The sequence below is a fragment of the Ruegeria sp. I1 genome, assembly GCF_056532675.1.
This window is the reverse complement of the sequence record NZ_JBQFNM010000012.1, coordinates 1-16,226: the sequence shown is the minus strand read 5'-3', so window position 1 is coordinate 16,226 and position 16,226 is coordinate 1. Positions and strand designations below refer to the sequence as shown.

At 58.3% G+C, this 16,226-nt stretch carries 19 protein-coding genes; 14 read left to right on the top strand and 5 right to left on the bottom strand.

Going from position 1 to position 16,226, the window contains the following annotated elements:
• Window positions 1–245 precede the first annotated feature (245 nt).
• Together hpf and ACR0DH_RS18590 are read left to right on the top strand one after the other, a co-directional pair.
• Window positions 246–809, top strand: a complete 564-nt coding sequence (hpf, locus tag ACR0DH_RS18595) for a ribosome hibernation-promoting factor, HPF/YfiA family (protein ID WP_170537148.1) — start codon at window positions 246–248, stop codon at window positions 807–809.
• A 58-nt stretch (window positions 810–867) separates the two neighbouring features.
• Window positions 868–1,332, top strand: a complete 465-nt coding sequence (locus ACR0DH_RS18590; protein WP_170537146.1) for a PTS sugar transporter subunit IIA — start codon at window positions 868–870, stop codon at window positions 1,330–1,332.
• A 64-nt stretch (window positions 1,333–1,396) separates the two neighbouring features.
• Here the strand turns inward: ACR0DH_RS18590 and dalA are convergent, their stop codons facing one another.
• Complete coding sequence (dalA, locus tag ACR0DH_RS18585) at window positions 1,397–1,912, bottom strand: divisome-associated lipoprotein DalA (protein ID WP_353012623.1); 516 nt, start codon at window positions 1,910–1,912, stop codon at window positions 1,397–1,399.
• Between the two features lie 168 nt (window positions 1,913–2,080).
• Here dalA and ACR0DH_RS18580 point away from each other — a divergent pair, with 168 nt between their 5' ends.
• Both ACR0DH_RS18580 and ACR0DH_RS18575 read left to right on the top strand, forming a co-directional pair.
• On the top strand, window positions 2,081–2,680 hold the full coding sequence (locus ACR0DH_RS18580) for a L,D-transpeptidase (protein ID WP_480545186.1): 600 nt from the start codon (window positions 2,081–2,083) through the stop codon (window positions 2,678–2,680).
• 140 nt (window positions 2,681–2,820) lie between these two features.
• Window positions 2,821–3,003: a hypothetical protein gene (locus ACR0DH_RS18575; protein WP_170455786.1), complete on the top strand. Its 183-nt coding sequence runs from the start codon at window positions 2,821–2,823 to the stop codon at window positions 3,001–3,003.
• 75 nt (window positions 3,004–3,078) lie between these two features.
• Here the strand turns inward: ACR0DH_RS18575 and hemH are convergent, their stop codons facing one another.
• Together hemH and ACR0DH_RS18565 are read right to left on the bottom strand one after the other, a co-directional pair.
• Window positions 3,079–4,128 carry a ferrochelatase gene (hemH, locus tag ACR0DH_RS18570; RefSeq protein WP_480545185.1) on the bottom strand — a complete coding sequence of 350 codons (1,050 nt, stop codon included), beginning with the start codon at window positions 4,126–4,128 and terminating at the stop codon, window positions 3,079–3,081.
• A 56-nt stretch (window positions 4,129–4,184) separates the two neighbouring features.
• On the bottom strand, window positions 4,185–5,015 hold the full coding sequence (locus tag ACR0DH_RS18565; protein WP_480551491.1) for a class I SAM-dependent methyltransferase: 831 nt from the start codon (window positions 5,013–5,015) through the stop codon (window positions 4,185–4,187).
• Here ACR0DH_RS18565 and ACR0DH_RS18560 point away from each other — a divergent pair.
• From ACR0DH_RS18560 to ACR0DH_RS18545, 4 genes are read left to right on the top strand one after another with little or no spacing between them, the layout of a single operon-like run.
• Window positions 4,996–5,775: a double zinc ribbon domain-containing protein gene (locus tag ACR0DH_RS18560; protein ID WP_480551493.1), complete on the top strand. Its 780-nt coding sequence runs from the start codon at window positions 4,996–4,998 to the stop codon at window positions 5,773–5,775. The two genes, ACR0DH_RS18565 and ACR0DH_RS18560, sit on opposite strands and share 20 nt — an antisense overlap.
• A 23-nt stretch (window positions 5,776–5,798) precedes the next feature.
• Window positions 5,799–6,056, top strand: coding sequence for a glutaredoxin 3 (grxC, locus tag ACR0DH_RS18555; RefSeq protein WP_480551495.1), 258 nt, complete (start codon window positions 5,799–5,801; stop codon window positions 6,054–6,056).
• Complete coding sequence (locus tag ACR0DH_RS18550) at window positions 6,056–6,886, top strand: carbon-nitrogen hydrolase family protein (protein ID WP_480551497.1); 831 nt, start codon at window positions 6,056–6,058, stop codon at window positions 6,884–6,886. Before grxC ends, ACR0DH_RS18550 begins: the two co-directional genes overlap by 1 nt.
• A 13-nt stretch (window positions 6,887–6,899) precedes the next feature.
• On the top strand, window positions 6,900–7,340 hold the full coding sequence (locus ACR0DH_RS18545; protein WP_480551499.1) for a MarR family winged helix-turn-helix transcriptional regulator: 441 nt from the start codon (window positions 6,900–6,902) through the stop codon (window positions 7,338–7,340).
• Window positions 7,341–7,342: 2 nt separating this feature from the next.
• Here ACR0DH_RS18545 and ubiG read toward each other — a convergent pair whose 3' ends face one another.
• Entirely contained in the window at window positions 7,343–8,089 is a 747-nt protein-coding gene (gene ubiG / locus ACR0DH_RS18540; protein WP_480551501.1) for a bifunctional 2-polyprenyl-6-hydroxyphenol methylase/3-demethylubiquinol 3-O-methyltransferase UbiG, read from the bottom strand.
• Window positions 8,090–8,138: 49 nt separating this feature from the next.
• Between ubiG and pip the strand changes: the two genes are divergently transcribed.
• The 6 genes from pip to infB all read left to right on the top strand — a co-directional run bounded on the left by pip (window position 8,139) and on the right by infB (window position 15,428).
• Entirely contained in the window at window positions 8,139–9,116 is a 978-nt protein-coding gene (pip, locus tag ACR0DH_RS18535; protein WP_480551503.1) for a prolyl aminopeptidase, read from the top strand.
• Window positions 9,113–9,931 (top strand): ABC transporter substrate-binding protein, encoded by an 819-nt coding sequence (locus ACR0DH_RS18530; RefSeq protein ID WP_480551505.1) that lies wholly within the window; start codon window positions 9,113–9,115, stop codon window positions 9,929–9,931. The genes pip and ACR0DH_RS18530 overlap by 4 nt, the downstream gene beginning before the upstream one ends.
• A gap of 160 nt (window positions 9,932–10,091) precedes the next feature.
• Window positions 10,092–10,682 carry a ribosome maturation factor RimP gene (gene rimP, locus ACR0DH_RS18525; RefSeq protein WP_152459779.1) on the top strand — a complete coding sequence of 197 codons (591 nt, stop codon included), beginning with the start codon at window positions 10,092–10,094 and terminating at the stop codon, window positions 10,680–10,682.
• Window positions 10,682–12,295, top strand: coding sequence for a transcription termination factor NusA (gene nusA / locus ACR0DH_RS18520; protein WP_480551507.1), 1,614 nt, complete (start codon window positions 10,682–10,684; stop codon window positions 12,293–12,295). The genes rimP and nusA overlap by 1 nt, the downstream gene beginning before the upstream one ends.
• Window positions 12,296–12,318: 23 nt before the next feature.
• Window positions 12,319–12,942, top strand: coding sequence for an RNA-binding protein (locus tag ACR0DH_RS18515; RefSeq protein ID WP_480551509.1), 624 nt, complete (start codon window positions 12,319–12,321; stop codon window positions 12,940–12,942).
• An 8-nt stretch (window positions 12,943–12,950) separates the two neighbouring features.
• Window positions 12,951–15,428 carry a translation initiation factor IF-2 gene (gene infB, locus ACR0DH_RS18510; protein ID WP_480551511.1) on the top strand — a complete coding sequence of 826 codons (2,478 nt, stop codon included), beginning with the start codon at window positions 12,951–12,953 and terminating at the stop codon, window positions 15,426–15,428.
• A 218-nt stretch (window positions 15,429–15,646) separates the two neighbouring features.
• Here infB and ACR0DH_RS18505 read toward each other — a convergent pair whose 3' ends face one another.
• Window positions 15,647–16,030 carry a hypothetical protein gene (locus tag ACR0DH_RS18505; protein WP_480852842.1) on the bottom strand — a complete coding sequence of 128 codons (384 nt, stop codon included), beginning with the start codon at window positions 16,028–16,030 and terminating at the stop codon, window positions 15,647–15,649.
• Window positions 16,031–16,226 lie beyond the last annotated feature (196 nt).

Sequence of the window (16,226 nt, the reverse complement as noted above, 5' to 3'; positions counted from 1 at the left end):
CGGAATTGCGCCGGGCGAATGGCGGAAATCGCGTATATACGCTCTTGTTTTGATTGACTCTTCCGCCGCCTCTTGGCTCAATTGGGTCATGGCATTTATTCGGTTCCAGACTGGATCTCGATGTCCCTTCCCAGAAGGGTCGGGTCAACAGCAACCGATCAGAATGTCGACACCCCCCACCCGATAAAAACAAGTGCGTTGCGTGACGCAACGTCAGAATGGGTGTGAATTGTGAAGGAGATCACATGCGTTACCAAATCAGCGGAAAACAGATCGACATCGGAGCGGCCCTGCAAAACCACGTGCAGACCGAGCTGGGCGAGGTCGTTGGCAAATATGCCCAACGTCCAACTGACGCCAACGTCGTCTTTTCCCGTTCAGCGCATGAATATGTTTGCGAAACCACTGTCCATTTGTCGACGGGCCTGACGGCGCAGGCCAAAGCCCATGCAACCGAGATTTACGCAGCGTTCGAGGGGTGCTGCGACAAGATGGAAACACAATTGCGCCGCTATAAGCGCCGTCTGAAAGACCATCACAAAGATCGGTCCGAGCCGGTTGAACTCTTTGGAGCGTCCTCTTATATCCTCGCCTCTGACGAATCGGACACGGCTGATGAACCCGAATCGCTGCAGCCCATGATTGTGGCTGAGATGGAAACAAAGATCCCATCGCTCAGCGTCGGTGAGGCCGTTATGCAAATGGAACTTGCTGGCGCCCCGGTGCTGGTGTTCAGGAATGAAAACAAGGATGGGTTGAATGTCGTGTATCGTCGGGATGACGGTAACATCGGCTGGATCGATCCTTAACAGGCAAGATTGAAAAGGCGGTGCCCCGCATTTGCCGGGCCCGCTACGGAGCATGATCATGGAGCTTTCGAGCATTCTGAAGCCCGAAGCAGTACGTGTTTTGTCAGCAGCTTCCAGCAAGAAGCGGCTGTTTCAGGAAATCGGTGAGGTCGCCTCGGCAACGCTGGGTCTTGAGGCCCAGTCCATCGTTGATTGCCTGCTGGAGCGTGAAAGCCTTGGCCCAACAGGTGTTGGTCATGGCGTGGCTTTGCCGCATGCGCGTCTGCCCGAGATAGCTGGCGTATCCGGCGTATTTGTGATGCTGGAAAAACCGATCGATTTTGGATCGGTAGATCGTCAGCCGGTGGACATTGCCTTTTCCTTGTTCGCCCCCGAAGAGGCGGGCGCAGATCATCTGAAGGCGTTGGCCCTTGTGTCGCGTACGCTGCGTGACAGTTCGGTCTGTGCAAAGCTGCGCGCCAACCCTGACCCGGTCAAGCTTTATGCTATTTTGACCGAAGCACAGTCGATGCAAGCTGCTTAAACACCTGATGAAAATATAAAGCCCCCGAAATTCGGGGGCTTTTCTTGTTTATGGTATTCGCGGATCAGCCGCCGGTACCCATTTCCAGCGTCCACCAGATTTTCCCGCCATTTTCCTGATGCCAGGCAAAACCCATTTGGGTCGCTTTGGGGTCCATGATCACCGCGCGTGGGCCGGATTCCTGCATCCAGGCAGCAAGGGTTTCGGTTTCGGTTTCGTAGGTTTCCGAGATCGCTTCGCCCAGGAACGTCCCGAAATATCCAACCCGAGCGGCGCGGTCGATGGGTGATGAGCCATCCGACCCAAAGTGCCAAGGGCGATTCTGCCGAGCCATATCCTTAGAGTGGGTCGCCGCAGCCGCATTCAGCTGTGCGTTCAGCTGAACGGCCTGTAACCCTTGAGCCTGGCGCAGCGCGTTGACCGAATCCAGCATCCGGAATTGCAGCTTTTCGGGGTTGCCGCGAATTTTATACACCGTGGGCAAGGGGCGGCCATCGGCACCCAGAGTTGTGGACTGTGGGGTGGTACATGCCGCCAGCGCGACAAAGCAAAGCAAGAGTAAAGAAACGATACGCGTCATGATCGACCTGATGTTTGTGTCGTTAACGGGCATACCGCGCCAGACGGTGCGGGGCAAACGCCCAATGTCACAAGGCCGCATGATTCTGCCGGTTTGATTTGCGACTGAAGCATTCTGGCAATAGAATGCTCAAGATTTCAGAACTCGCCCTCGCAAAGGACCGCACTCATGGTCAAGAAACGCATTTCCTCTCAGACCCGCCGGGGTTTCCTGTCTGGCGCGGCTGCCATGGTAGCAAGCCCGGCGCTGGCGCAATACATCCCTGGCGATCCGTTGCGCCCCGCGCCCGAGCCCGAAGCCGCGGTTCGCCGCAATGTCTCGGGATTCCGGGCGCTGGACTGGCAGCCTTACTTCTCGAACACCAGAAACGGGGCCATTCTGGTCGATACTGTGTCGCGAGCGCTGCATTATTGGTCAGATGACCAAACTGTGTACAAACTCTACCCGTCATCGGTGCCTTTGACCGAAGAAATGACCCGCCGTGGCCGTACCAGCGTCATTCGCAAGGTCGAGGGTCCAAGCTGGGCACCGACCCCTTCGATGAAGAAGCGGAATCCTGAATGGCCTGACTATATCCCGCCCGGACCAGATAACCCATTGGGAACACATGCTTTATATCTGGGGTGGAAGTACTATCGCATCCACGGAACGCATGACACGCGCAAAATTGGCCGGAAATCGTCGAACGGCTGCATCGGTCTGTTCAACGAAGACATTGCCGAACTGTTTTCGATGGCCAAGGTCGGCACGCAAGTGTTGCTAATTTGACGACATTTTCGCGCAGCTGGTGGCTTAGCGTTCAAGTTGCAATTGCATTCCAACCGCTTTGCTGATTAGAAAAAAACCACGAGGTAAGTCTTAGATGCGCGTTCCAAAGAATTGGAATCGCGCAAATTCTGGAGGTTAATATGAAAAAACTCGTTCTCGCCGCTGCTCTGACTGCTGCTGCTTCGACCGCATATGCGGGCAACCTGGAAGAGCCGGTTGTTGAAGCACCTGTTGTTGTTGAAGAAACTCAGGGTTCTTCGCAGGGCATCCTGCTGCCGCTGATCCTGCTGGTCGTTGTGGCCGCAGCTGTTGCAGCTGGCTAAGCTTACGAGCTTTATCCAGAGAAAAGGCGGTGGATCGCTCCACCGCCTTTTTTCATGCCTGAAAGGTGGGGCTGCTTAGTCCAGCCAACCGCTCAGATTGTCTTCGATAATCTTGCCCAGCGCTGAAATGTGCGAATCGTCATCATTGAGGCAGGGAATGTAGGTGAAGCTTTCACCGCCCGCCTCTTCGAAGCTTTCCTTGATCTCTTCGTTGATCTCTTCCAGCGTTTCGATGCAATCGGCGGAAAAGGCCGGGGCGATCACGGCGATGTTCTTTTTGCCCTGACGCGCCAGATCGGCCACGTGATCCACTGTATAGGGCTTCAACCATTCCTCGGGCCCGAAACGGGACTGGAAAGTGGACACAATCTGATCATCCGACCAGCCAAGGCGTTCTTTCAGCAGCCTGGATGTCTTGACGCACTGGCAGTGATAAGGATCGCCCTGTTGCAGATAGCGCTCGGGCATCCCGTGATAGGAACAGACAAGTGTATCCGGCTTGGCGTCCATGGCGGCATAGGCTTGCTCGACCGATTGCGCCAGCGCCTCGATATAGGCGGGTTCGTCGTAATAGGCGGGAACGGTTCGGCTGGCCGGTTGCCAGGCCTCCTCCATCAGCGCGCGAAAGAACTGATCATTGGCAGTGGCTGTCGTTGCCCCGGCATAATGCGGATAAAGCGGAAAAAACAGGATGCGATCGCAGCCCTCTGCCACCATCTGGCGTACCTTGGATTTGGTCGACGGGTTGCCATAGCGCATGCAGAAATCGACCATCACCTGATCCCCATAGCGTGTCTGCATCGCATCGCGCAGCTTGGCGGTTTGATCCTTGGTGATCGTCATCAACGGGCTTTCGCCTTTGTCGTGGTTCCAGATCGACTTATACGCCTCGCCCGAACTGAAAGGGCGTTTGGTCAGGATGATGCCCTGCAAGATCGGTTGCCACTTCCATTTGGGATAGTCGATTACACGTTGATCCGACAGAAACTCGTTCAGATAGCGTCGCATTGGCCAGTAGCTGTAGTCATCCGGCGTACCCAGGTTGGCGAGCAAGATACCCACGCGCCCCATTTTGACTTTGGGGTGATCGGCTGGAGCATGCGCAGGGCGAATTGCATCGAACATTTGGGTCTTCCTGAGTTTTTGCATTCTGGCCTGAGATAAAGGGAAAAACCCAATCGTCAATCGGACAGTTTGCCCTCATTAGTGTTCAGCGCGTCAGCAAGGCGCATTTGGGCAGATCCCGGGCGCAGCGGTTTGGGCTGGCTGTCGTCAGGTGACCAACCGGTCAGGCAAATCATTTCGAAGGTCGCAGGCAAGCGGCCTGTGCCGGTGCTGAAATGCCTGGCATAAATCTCTTGCGCACGTGCGAATACCTGCCTGCGCGTAGGTGATTTAAGCCGGTCCGCCAGCACGTTCGTTTCCCCCATCGCGCGCAGATCATGCATCAGATGGGTCAGATCGTGATACTCGGCCGTCAGAGGCACCGCATCCGCAACAGGCAAAGCTAATCCAGCACGCTGAAGCAGTGCGCCCAGGTCTCGAAGCTCTGCCATGGGGGCGATCCGGGGGCTAAGCCCACCTGTCACTTCAATCTCGGCCTGTCCAAGCGCCGCGCGTAGTTGATGCAGGGTTTCGCCGCCCAGACACACACTCAGCATCAAGCCATCGGGGCGCAAGGCGCGGTGGCATTGGATCAGTTGCCCAACCGGATCATTGGCCCAATGCAGAGCCATCGCATGCACGACAAGATCATGTGCGCCTTGGCTCAGGGCAAGCGTGTCGTCATCTGTGACGATCTGGGCACCCGGCAATACATCCTGCCAGATATGCGCAAACGGCGTCACAATCGCAGGCGCCGTAAATGTTCTGTTAACCATGCTCAGCCGATCCTGTACTTCGTCCACGGCGGCGCGATGCAGGAACAGGGCACTATCCTGAACCCGTGCGCGGCGGCGCAACAGGGTTGGAAGGTCAAAAATCGAGGGCGCATTGGACGCAGGCAGCTTCATACCCCGCAAGTATCGCATTTGGCAGCGCGTGCAAACCGCGTTGCAACTGGTCTACCCACCCAGATGTCTGAGCTGCGGTGCCTTGACCGACTCGGATTTTGGCCTTTGCGGAGAGTGCTGGCGCGACACGCCATTTATTGGCGGGACGGTTTGCGACAGTTGTGGTGCGGCGGTCCCGGGCGAGGGCGATGGGCATCGGATCGACTGCGACGATTGCCGAAAGACACAACGCCCCTGGCAAGACGGTCGGGCCGCCTTGTTATATGAGGGGCGCGCAAAGTCTCTGATCCTGGCACTCAAGCACGGGGACAGGCCCGAACTGGCCCGACCTGCCGCACGCTGGATGGCACAGGCAGGGCGTGACCTTATCCGGCCTGACATGCTGATCGCTCCGGTTCCGCTGCATTGGTCCCGCATGATGAAAAGGCGTTACAACCAATCCGCGCTTCTGGCCCAACATCTGGCTGCTGAAACCGGGTCAAAGGTCTGCCCGGACCTGCTGGTGCGCCACAAACGTACCCCTGTGCTGGACGGTAAAACCGCTGCGCAACGGGCTGAGGTTCTGGCTGATGTCATCGCGCCGCATCACAAGCGACGGCAACAGATCTCGGGGCGCGATGTCCTGTTGGTCGATGATGTGATGACATCCGGAGCGACGCTTGCGGCGTGTACGCGGGCGTGCCGCGCTGCCGGGGCAAATCATATTTCCGTGTTGGTGCTGGCACGCGTTGCCAAGGATGCCTATTTCGCCCAAGATTGAGCGAAACCCGAAGGGACGGAAACATGAAACCGGTTGAAATCTATACATCGCCGCTTTGCGGCTTTTGCCATGCCGCAAAGCGTCTGCTTAAGCAAAAAGGCGTTGAATTCAAAGAAATCGACGTGTTGATGCACCCCAAGCGCAAGCCCGAAATGATTCAGCGCGCTGGCGGTAAGCGCACCGTGCCCCAGATTTTCATCGGTCCTGACCACGTGGGCGGCTGTGATGACCTTTATGAGCTGGACCGCCAGGGCAAGCTGGATCGTCTTTTGGCGGCCTGATGAAAACCGCCCTGCTGCAAATCACCTCTACGGACGACCCGGCCGCGAATCTGGATATGGTTCGCAACATGGTGGCCGAGGCCGTCGCGCAGGGCGCGCAGTTCATCCTTACGCCCGAGGTCACGAATTGCGTGTCCAACAGCACCACGCGGCAGCGCGAGGTGTTGCAGCATGAAGAAGACGATATCACTCTGGCCGGTCTACGGGCGCAGGCGGTCGAGTTGGGCGTTTGGTTGCTGATCGGGTCGCTGGGGATCAAGACCCACGACCCGGACGGTCGCTTTGCCAACAGGAGTTTCATGATCAACCCGCTGGGTCAGATCGTGGCGCGGTATGACAAGATCCACATGTTCGACGTGCAGGTCACCGAAACCGAGACGTTTCAGGAGTCAAAAAACTACCGCCCCGGCGAACACGCGGTTGTAGCCAAGACTGATTTCGGCAAGGTCGGCCTGACCATCTGCTACGACATTCGTTTTCCTCATTTGCATGCCGCGTTGGCGCAGGCTGGAGCGCGTATCCTGACGGTTCCGGCGGCGTTTTCTCCTGTCACTGGAGCGGCCCATTGGGAATCGCTGTTGCGGGCGCGGGCAATTGAAACTGGCTGTTGGGTGCTTGCCCCGGCGCAAACAGGTGCACACCCCACCACGCGGGGAAAGACCCGCCATACCCACGGCCACAGCATGGTCGTGGCCCCGTGGGGAGAGGTCGTCATCGACGCAGGCACCAATCCGGGCATTCACTTTTTCGATTTGGATGATAGTTCTGTGACAGAGGCGCGCCGGCGTGTACCTTCGCTGACGCATCGCCGCCCTTTCGACGGACCCTGATCCAGAACGGACCATGACAGACGACACCAATGCCCTAGCGGTCACGCTGTTCAGCGAGATCCTGACCGCCGATCAGCTATTGCGAAACCGGCTCAGCCGGGTGCTGCCCAAGGGCATGGAAATCTCGCATTTCTCGGTGCTGAATCATCTGGTGTTTGTCGGGGATGAGCGCAGTCCGGCGCAACTGGCCAACACGTTCCACGTGACCCGAGGGGCGATGACCAACACCTTGGCCAAGCTGGAATGGGCCGGATACATTCACATCCGCCCTGACTGGGACGACGCCCGCCGCAAGATGGTCGCGATCAGCCCCGCCGGCCGCCGCGCGCGCGATCAGGCGATTTCGTCGATTGCCCCGTTGATCAACCGCGTGGTCGGAGAACTGGGGTTGGAACGGGTGCGCAGCACGCTGCCGGTGTTGAGGGATTTGCGGTTGCAGTTGGAGGGGGAGTAGAGTCACCCCACCTTCACACTCGCCGTCACATAATTCACGCTTAGATCCCGGTCCGAGATCGACCAGCTCCAGAGGATTGGATTGAACACGAACCCCTTGCGGTCCACCGGTTCCAGTCCGGCCTGGCGCAGCAGGTCGAACAGCTCGTCAGGAGTGATGAACTTGTTCCATTCGTGCGTGCCGCGTGGCAGCCAGCGCATGACGACCTCGGCCCCGAAGATGGCCATCGCATAGGATTTTGGGTTGCGGTTAATGGTGGAGCACACCTGAAGCCCGCCGGGTTTCAGCAGTTGCTGCGTGGCGGTCAGGTAGGATTGCGGGTCGGCCACGTGTTCGACCACTTCCATGTTCAGCACAACGTCGAACTGTTCGCCTATGGCGGCCATATCCTCGGCCGTTGTGTGGCGATAGTCGATCTTCAGCCCCGACTGTTCGGCGTGGATTCGGGCGACGGGCAGGTTGCGCTCGGCGGCATCTGCGCCCACAACCGTCGCGCCAAGGCGGGCCATCGGTTCGCTTAGCAGCCCGCCACCGCAGCCGATATCCAGCAGGCGCAGGCCTTCGAACGGTTTCGCAGCCTTCAGATCACGGTCAAATTCCCCGGCGATCTGCTGTGTGATATAGTCCAGACGACAGGGGTTCAGCATATGCAATGGCTTGAATTTTCCGTTCGGATCCCACCATTCCGCCGCCATCGCTTCGAATTTTGCGATCTCGGATGGGTCTACCGTGTTCGGATGCGCTTGCATTCCTGTCTCCGTATGCTCTTTTACGTCTTGAGGACTATATAGGGCCATAATGGACAAGTACCCGGACCAAAAGCGCGCAGTGCAATATTTGTACCCGCCGATCGACCCGTTCGATCAGCGGTTGGTCAGCGTGGGCGATGGGCACCAGATTTATATGGAACAATGCGGTAATCCCGACGGCTTACCCGTGGTGGTTCTGCATGGCGGCCCGGGTGGTGGCTGCAGCCCTGCGATGCGGCGCTATTTTGATCCCCGCGTGTTCCGGGTGATTCTGTTTGATCAGCGCGGATGCGGGAAATCGCGGCCCCATGCCTCGGTCGAGAACAATACGACCTGGCATCTGGTTGAAGATATTGAACGCCTGCGGTCGCTGCTGGATATCGAGGAATGGACGGTGTTTGGTGGCAGCTGGGGCGCGACCTTGGCGCTGATCTATGCGCAGGCCCATCCGGATCGGGTGAGCCGTTTGGTGTTGCGTGGTGTGTTTCTGGCGACCCAATCCGAGCTGGATTGGTTCTATGGCGGCGGTGCAGGCAAGTTCTGGCCCGAACCTTGGGCCAAGTTCACCTCGCTGCTGGCCGAAGATGAGCTGTCGGATACGATCAAAGCCTATAACAAGCGCCTGTTCTCGGGCGATCGGGCAACCGAAATCCTGTATGCCAAGGCATGGTCGGCTTGGGAGAACGCTTTGGCCTCGATCCATTCCAACGGTGTGGTAGGCGAAAGCCCCGGCGAATATGCGCGGGCTTTTGCGCGGCTTGAAAATCACTATTTCACCAACAACGCTTTTTTGGAAAAGGACGGGCAGATTCTGGATCAGATGGACCGGATCGCGCATATCCCCGGCCATATCGTTCAGGGGCGATACGATATGATTTGCCCGCCGCAAGCCGCTTGGAACCTGGCGGAGCGATGGCCCAATGCCGAGTTGAAGATGGTGCGCCAGGCCGGGCATGCCTTGTCCGAGCCTGGTATCAGCGCTGAACTGGTGCGCATCATGGACCGCGTGGCGGAGGGGTGGGCATGACCCGGATGGACCGTCGTGCTTTGTTCGCTTCGGGTGCTGCGGCTGCATTGCTCGCGGCGACGGGGGCGTCTTTGGCGGATACACCCAAGGCTGGCGGGACTTTGCGTTTGGCCGTACCACGCGATGACAGCCTGGAAAAGGTCGCCCGTGGTGCTGTATTCGATACGCTGACCGAGATCGCGCCCGACGGGACGCTACGGCCCGAGCTGGCGACCGCTTGGAAAACCGATGCGGATGCCTGCGTCTGGACGTTCAGTCTACGCGAGGAGGTTCAATTCCACGATGGGTCTGGCCTGGATATATCGGATGTTGTACCGGTGTTGGCCGAGTTTGGGCGGGCAGAGGCTTTGTCTGCATCTGCAATGCGCGTTGAGCTTGCTACGCCAAATTCGGGGTTGCCGTTCCAGTTGGCAGACACAAGATTTGTGATCGCGCGGAACGATTCGGGTGTGACGCCCTTAAAACTGGCCAACGGCACGGGCTGCTACCGCGTCGAAAGAGCCGAGGATGATCGGAATTTTCTGGGGCGGAAAGTAACAGATCACTACAAGGGCAATACCGCCGGGTGGGCCGATAAGATTGAGGTCATTGTGATCCCTGACGCGCAGGTCCGGGCCGAGGCGTTGCGCGATGGATATGTTGATATAGCAGCCCTGCCAGCGGGCGATCAGCTGCGCGACAAACGCGGCCTGCGATTTTTCCCGAATGACAAGGATTTGTCGTTGGCTATTGCGTCGCATGTCGGGATGCCCAGGCAGATCGGCAAAGCTTTGCTGGATGATGGGCGCATCGCCGAACGGTGGTGGCTGGTGTAAATTCGATCACGATTTTCGCCGGGGGTTGCAGACTCGGAAACTCCTGCGTATATGCAGTTGCAACAGCGGCGCGTTGGACTTCTGGCCCAAGGCTCCACCGGAAAATTCGACGGGCCGCGCGCCCGTTTTTTTGTGCCCGACTGACAGGGTAGAGTACCAGATGACAAACGACCTGATAGCAAAAGCTGCCATTGACCGGCGACTGGCCGAGATCATCACCCCGGTGATCGAGGATCTGGGGTATGAGCTGGTCCGCATCCGCCTGATGAGCGGCAAGCAGACCACGCTTCAGATCATGGCCGACAAGCCCGATGGTGGTATTGAAGTGGATGACTGCGCCGAAATTTCCAACGCGGTCAGCGCCACGCTGGATGTCGAGGATCCGATCCTTGACGCCTATACGCTCGAGGTGTCGAGCCCCGGTATCGACCGCCCTCTGACCCGTCTGAAGGATTTCGAGACCTTCGAAGGGTATGAGGCCAAGATCGAGACCGCCGAACTGATTGACGGCCGCCGGCGCTTCAAGGGCGAATTGGCCGGGATCGAAGGGGACGAGGTTCTGATCAACATCCCCGAGGGGGATGAAACCATCACCATCGGTCTGCAATTCGACTGGCTGAGCGATGCCAAGCTGGTCCTGACCGATGACCTGATCAAGGAAATGCTGCGCCAGCGCAAGGATGCCGGCGCCCTGAACGAAAACGCTTTCGACGAGATTGAGACCGAAGGGTCCGAAGAGGAGACGAACTGATGGCAATCACCTCAGCCAACCAGCTGGAGCTGCTGCAGACCGCCGAGGCCGTGGCCCGCGAAAAGATGATCGACCCCGGTCTGGTTGTCGAAGCGATGGAGGAATCGCTCGCTCGCGCCGCCAAGAGCCGTTACGGCGCCGAGATGGACATCCGCGTCAGCATCGACCGCAAGACCGGCAAGGCGACGTTTACCCGCGTCCGCACCGTGGTCGAGGATGAAGAGCTTGAGAACTATCAGGCCGAGATGACCGTCGAGCAGGCACGCCAGTACATGGAAGCGCCCGAAGTTGGTGACGTTTTCGTCGAAGAAGTGCCGCCGGTTGAAATGGGCCGTATCGCTGCCCAGTCCGCCAAGCAGGTGATTCTGCAGAAGGTCCGCGAAGCGGAACGCGACCGTCAGTACGAAGAATTCAAGGATCGCGCAGGCACCATCATCAACGGTGCGGTCAAGCGCGAGGAATTCGGCAATGTCATCGTCGATCTGGGCGGGGCCGAGGCCGTTCTGCGCCGCAATGACAAGATCGGCCGCGAAAGCTATCGCCCGAATGACCGCGTGCGCGCCTACATCAAAGAGGTGCGCCGCGAAGTGCGTGGCCACCAGATCTTCCTGTCGCGCACCGCGCCGGAATTCATGGCCGAACTGTTCAAGATGGAAGTGCCCGAAATCTATGACGGTATCATCGAGGTCAAGGCCGTGGCCCGTGACCCCGGTTCGCGCGCCAAGATTGCCGTGATTTCCTATGATGGGTCCATCGATCCCGTCGGTGCCTGCGTTGGTATGCGCGGCAGCCGTGTGCAAGCCGTTGTGAACGAGCTGCAGGGCGAAAAGATCGACATCATCCCGTGGAACGAAGATCAACCGACTTTCCTGGTGAACGCGCTGCAACCGGCCGAGGTTTCCAAGGTGGTTCTGGACGAAGAAGCCGGCAAGATCGAGGTCGTCGTGCCCGAGGAACAGCTGTCTCTCGCAATTGGTCGCCGTGGTCAGAACGTGCGTCTGGCCAGCCAGCTGACCAATCTGGACATCGACATCATGACCGAGGCCGAAGAATCGGCGCGCCGTCAGAAGGAATTCGAAGCCCGCACCCAGCTGTTCATGGAAACACTGGATCTGGACGAATTCTTCGCTCAGCTGCTGGTGTCCGAAGGCTTCACCAACCTTGAAGAAGTCGCTTATGTCGAAATCGAGGAACTGCTGGTCATCGACGGTGTTGACGAAGGCACCGCGCAGGAATTGCAGACCCGTGCGCGCGAATTCTTGGAGGCACAGGCCAAGGCGGCGCTGGATGCGGCCCGTGCGCTGGGTGTCGAGGACAGCCTTATTGAATTCGAAGGCCTGACTCCCCAGATGGTAGAGGCGCTGGCCAAGGATGATGTGAAGACGCTGGAAGACTTCGCAACCTGCGCTGACTGGGAACTGGCCGGTGGCTGGACCACGGTCGATGGCGAACGCATCAAGGATGACGGTGTTCTGGAGCCCTTCGGCGTCACGCTGGAAGAGGCGCAGGATTTGGTGATGACAGCGCGCATTATGCTGGGCTGGGTTGACCCGGCTGAACTGGAGCAGGCCGAAGAAGACGGCGACGTTGTAGAAGAGGAGGCCGAGGCCTGATCTCAGGGCCTCGGGTGGCTGACATGGGTCGCGGTGGCGTCCATAAAGACCGGTCCGATGGGCCAGAGCGGAAGTGCATCGCCACGGGCGAGGTGCAGCCCAAATACGGGCTGATCCGCTTTGTCACCGGCCCGGATGGACAGGTCTATCCGGATGTCGCGGCGAAACTGCCGGGGCGCGGGGTCTATGTGGCAGCGGATCGTGCCGCTTTGGACAAGGCCGTGGGCAAGAAGCTGTTCGCACGTGGGTTCAAGGCGCAGGTAAATGTGCCTAAAGACCTGATCGACGACGTGGAAAAGCAGGTTGCTCGTCGGGTGATCGAGCTGTTGAGCCTGGCGCGCAAGTCTGGTGATGCGGTTGCGGGCTACGAAAAGGTCAAGACCTGGCTGGACCGGGAAGAAGCACAGGTGCTGATTCAGGCCGCAGATGGATCGGGGCGTGGCAAGTCGAAACTCAGTACGCCACACTTTGGAAAGTACATCGGTTGGCTGACGGCAGATGAATTAGGACAGGCATTTGGGCGCCAAACGGTGATTCATGCGGCCTTGGCCTCTGGCGGTCTTGCCAAACGTGTTGTAGAGGAAGCGCAGCGCCTGCGTGGCTTGCGCGAAACGGATGACGGCGGCAGGGGCCGCGCGGAAGGGTAAGAAGCTTTATGAGCGATAATGACGGCAAAAAGACATTGGGTCTTCGTGGCGGGGCGCGCCCCGGAAATGTGAAACAGAGTTTCAGCCACGGACGCACCAAGAATGTCGTGGTGGAAACCAAACGCAAACGCGTGGTGGTCCCCAAGCCGGGTGCCAGCAAGCCGAGCGGTGGAACAACGCCCTCGGGTGATCCGTCGCGTCGTCCTGCTGGAATTTCCGATGCGGAAATGGCGCGCCGTATGAAGGCATTGCAGGCTGCCAAGGCCCGCGAAACCGAAGAAGCGGCACAGCGCGAAGCGCAGGAAAAAGCACGTGAAGAAGAACGTGCCCGCCGCCGTGCCGAGCAAGAGGCCAAAGAACGCGAGCAGCGCGAAGCTGAAGAACGCGCCCGTGCCAAGGCTGAAGAAGAAGAACGTCAGCGCAAAGAGGCTGAAGAAGCCGCCAAGCGCGCAGCTGTGGCTCCGGCTCCTGAAGCGCCAAAAGCCGCACGTAGCTCGGCCAGCAAACCTGCGCCAGCGGCGACGCCACGCAAGCAGGATCGCGAGCGTGAGCAGCGCGGCAACCGCGGCAAGGGGCGTGATGACAACCGCCGTTCGGGCAAGCTGACTCTTGGTCAAGCGACCGGTGGCGAAGGCAACCGCCAGCGTTCGATGGCAGCCATGAAGCGCAAGCAAGAGCGCGCGCGTCAGAAAGCAATGGGCGGTACAGTCGAGCGGGAAAAGGTCATTCGTGACGTTCAGCTACCTGAGGCCATCATGGTTTCGGAATTGGCCAACCGCATGGCTGAGCGCGTGGCCGATGTGGTTAAGTCACTGATGCAGATGGGCATGATGGTCACGCAGAACCAGACCATCGACGCTGATACTGCAGAACTGATCATCGAAGAGTTTGGCCACAAGGTGACTCGCGTCTCTGATTCGGATGTCGAAGACGTCATCAAAGAGGCCGAAGACAGCGAAGACGATCTGCAGCCACGTCCGCCAGTCATCACCATCATGGGTCACGTCGACCACGGTAAAACCTCTCTACTGGATGCAATCCGCGACGCGCGCGTTGTGGCGGGCGAAGCCGGTGGCATCACCCAGCATATCGGCGCCTATCAGGTGAAAACCGATGGTGGCACCACACTGTCATTCCTGGATACGCCGGGCCACGCGGCCTTTACCTCGATGAGGTCCCGCGGCGCTCAGGTCACGGATATCGTGGTTTTGGTTGTTGCTGCGGATGACGCGGTGATGCCGCAGACGATCGAGGCGATCAACCACGCAAAAGCGGCGGGTGTCCCGATGATCGTTGCGATCAACAAGGTCGACAAGCCAGATGCGAATCCGGACAAGGTGCGCACCGATCTGCTACAGCACGAAGTGATCGTCGAAAAGATGTCGGGTGAGGTTCAGGATGTCGAAGTCTCGGCCATCACCGGTCAGGGTCTGGACGAACTGCTGGAAGCCATCGCGCTGCAATCCGAGATTTTGGAGCTTAAAGCCAATCCCGACCGCGCAGCCCAGGGTGCCGTGATCGAAGCGCAGTTGGATGTGGGCCGTGGACCCGTCGCTACCGTTCTGGTTCAGAACGGCACTCTGCGTCAGGGTGATATCTTCGTCGTGGGTGAGCAATACGGTAAAGTCCGTGCCCTGATCAACGACAAGGGCGAACGCGTCAAAGAGGCTGGCCCCTCGGTTCCGGTCGAGGTTCTGGGTCTGAACGGCACGCCCGAAGCGGGTGACGTTCTGAACGTTACCGAAACCGAAGCGCAGGCGCGCGAAATCGCTGCCTACCGTGAACAGGCCGCAAAGGACAAGCGCGCCGCTGCCGGTGCTGCAACCACCCTTGAGCAGCTGATGCAGAAGGCCAAGGAAGACGAAAACGTCACAGAGTTGCCAATTCTGATGAAAGCGGACGTGCAGGGTTCTGCCGAAGCCATCGTTCAGGCGATGGAGAAAATCGGCAACGACGAAGTCCGCGTGCGCGTGCTGCATTCGGGCGTTGGTGCGATCACCGAAACGGATGTCGGCCTGGCCGAAGCGTCCGGTGCGCCGATCCTGGGCTTTAACGTGCGTGCAAACGCCTCGGCGCGGAACACTGCGAACCAGAAGGGCGTGGAAATCCGCTATTACTCGGTGATCTATGACCTCGTGGATGACGTGAAAGCGGCTGCATCCGGCCTGCTGAGCGCCGAAATCCGCGAGAAGTTCATCGGCTATGCGGAAATCCGCGAAGTCTTCAAGGTCACCGGTGTTGGCAAGGTTGCCGGCTGTCTGGTCACCGAAGGCGTCGCCCGCCGGTCCGCAGGCGTCCGCCTGCTGCGCGACAATGTGGTGATCCACGAAGGCACGCTGAAGACGCTGAAACGCTTCAAGGACGAAGTGGCCGAGGTTCAGTCGGGTCAGGAATGCGGCATGGCGTTCGAAAACTACGACGACATACGCGCAGGCGACGTGATCGAAATCTTCGAGCGCGAAGAGGTTACGCGGACACTGGATTGATTTGGTTCAGGATAGAGATTGAAAGCAGCGGTCCAATCGGGCCGCTGTTTTTTTGCGCAGCGAACTTTCGGTGCACTGTATTAGATATTCTGTTTCCGGTTGGTATCACTCACCATACAACCTTGGTCCTGCCGCCAAGTCGATTTGATCCAATGGCGGATGTGCGGACAAAGCAGACATTGAGTAAATCTGAATTTCTCAGGTTCGAAGCATGTAGTTCATGGTCCGTCAGGTAGTTCAACTTCTGGGGTCCGATCAGCTCCAGAGTATCGGATTCTTACACCTTCTTTATCGCGCCAAGTTTCGTAAAAGTGCCCTAAATAAATTAAGTCACGGTAGTAAAGCGAACGCCCATTCAATGTGCCCGTTGTGATTTGGCCTTTGATACAGACATCTTCAAGAGCTCTGTCAAACTCCAAAGGTTCAAGGGTGAAGCCGAAGCACCAGCCTTGCCCCTCATGCACGACATAAGCCCCTGAAATATGGCGGTACAAGTTAGAACCACGCCACCATCCCGTATCCCCTAGAAGCTCTTTGGAAATGCGTTCACCTTTGTAAGTGATTGAAACATTTCGATGCCAATCGCTGTGAATCCCTTGCATAGGCCATATCGACATTGTGATCTGAAGATGCTCTTCGGGCGTCGCAGACGCCCTGTGTATCCAAGACCAAAACATCCAACCCAGCACAAAAATGATGAGAGGTATTAGGGTCAGGACTCATAGCCAGTATATGACGAGTGCTGCGAGTGCGATTGCGGACAAGAAGACCTTGGGGCACCTGTCGTAGCGGGTTGCT

Bases quoted from the DNA above. Each gene is read 5' to 3' on its own strand.
- hpf (WP_170537148.1), top strand. From the start codon at position 246: ATGCGTTACCAAATCAGCGGAAAACAGATCGACATCGGAGCGGCCCTG.
- ACR0DH_RS18590 (WP_170537146.1), top strand. From the start codon at position 868: ATGGAGCTTTCGAGCATTCTGAAGCCCGAAGCAGTACGTGTTTTGTCA.
- dalA (WP_353012623.1), bottom strand. From the start codon at position 1,912: ATGACGCGTATCGTTTCTTTACTCTTGCTTTGCTTTGTCGCGCTGGCG.
- ACR0DH_RS18580 (WP_480545186.1), top strand. From the start codon at position 2,081: ATGGTCAAGAAACGCATTTCCTCTCAGACCCGCCGGGGTTTCCTGTCT.
- ACR0DH_RS18575 (WP_170455786.1), top strand. From the start codon at position 2,821: ATGAAAAAACTCGTTCTCGCCGCTGCTCTGACTGCTGCTGCTTCGACC.
- hemH (WP_480545185.1), bottom strand. From the start codon at position 4,128: ATGTTCGATGCAATTCGCCCTGCGCATGCTCCAGCCGATCACCCCAAA.
- ACR0DH_RS18565 (WP_480551491.1), bottom strand. From the start codon at position 5,015: ATGAAGCTGCCTGCGTCCAATGCGCCCTCGATTTTTGACCTTCCAACC.
- grxC (WP_480551495.1), top strand. From the start codon at position 5,799: ATGAAACCGGTTGAAATCTATACATCGCCGCTTTGCGGCTTTTGCCAT.
- ACR0DH_RS18550 (WP_480551497.1), top strand. From the start codon at position 6,056: ATGAAAACCGCCCTGCTGCAAATCACCTCTACGGACGACCCGGCCGCG.
- ACR0DH_RS18545 (WP_480551499.1), top strand. From the start codon at position 6,900: ATGACAGACGACACCAATGCCCTAGCGGTCACGCTGTTCAGCGAGATC.
- ubiG (WP_480551501.1), bottom strand. From the start codon at position 8,089: ATGCAAGCGCATCCGAACACGGTAGACCCATCCGAGATCGCAAAATTC.
- pip (WP_480551503.1), top strand. From the start codon at position 8,139: ATGGACAAGTACCCGGACCAAAAGCGCGCAGTGCAATATTTGTACCCG.
- ACR0DH_RS18530 (WP_480551505.1), top strand. From the start codon at position 9,113: ATGACCCGGATGGACCGTCGTGCTTTGTTCGCTTCGGGTGCTGCGGCT.
- rimP (WP_152459779.1), top strand. From the start codon at position 10,092: ATGACAAACGACCTGATAGCAAAAGCTGCCATTGACCGGCGACTGGCC.
- nusA (WP_480551507.1), top strand. From the start codon at position 10,682: ATGGCAATCACCTCAGCCAACCAGCTGGAGCTGCTGCAGACCGCCGAG.
- ACR0DH_RS18515 (WP_480551509.1), top strand. From the start codon at position 12,319: ATGGGTCGCGGTGGCGTCCATAAAGACCGGTCCGATGGGCCAGAGCGG.
- infB (WP_480551511.1), top strand. From the start codon at position 12,951: ATGAGCGATAATGACGGCAAAAAGACATTGGGTCTTCGTGGCGGGGCG.
- ACR0DH_RS18505 (WP_480852842.1), bottom strand. From the start codon at position 16,030: ATGCAAGGGATTCACAGCGATTGGCATCGAAATGTTTCAATCACTTAC.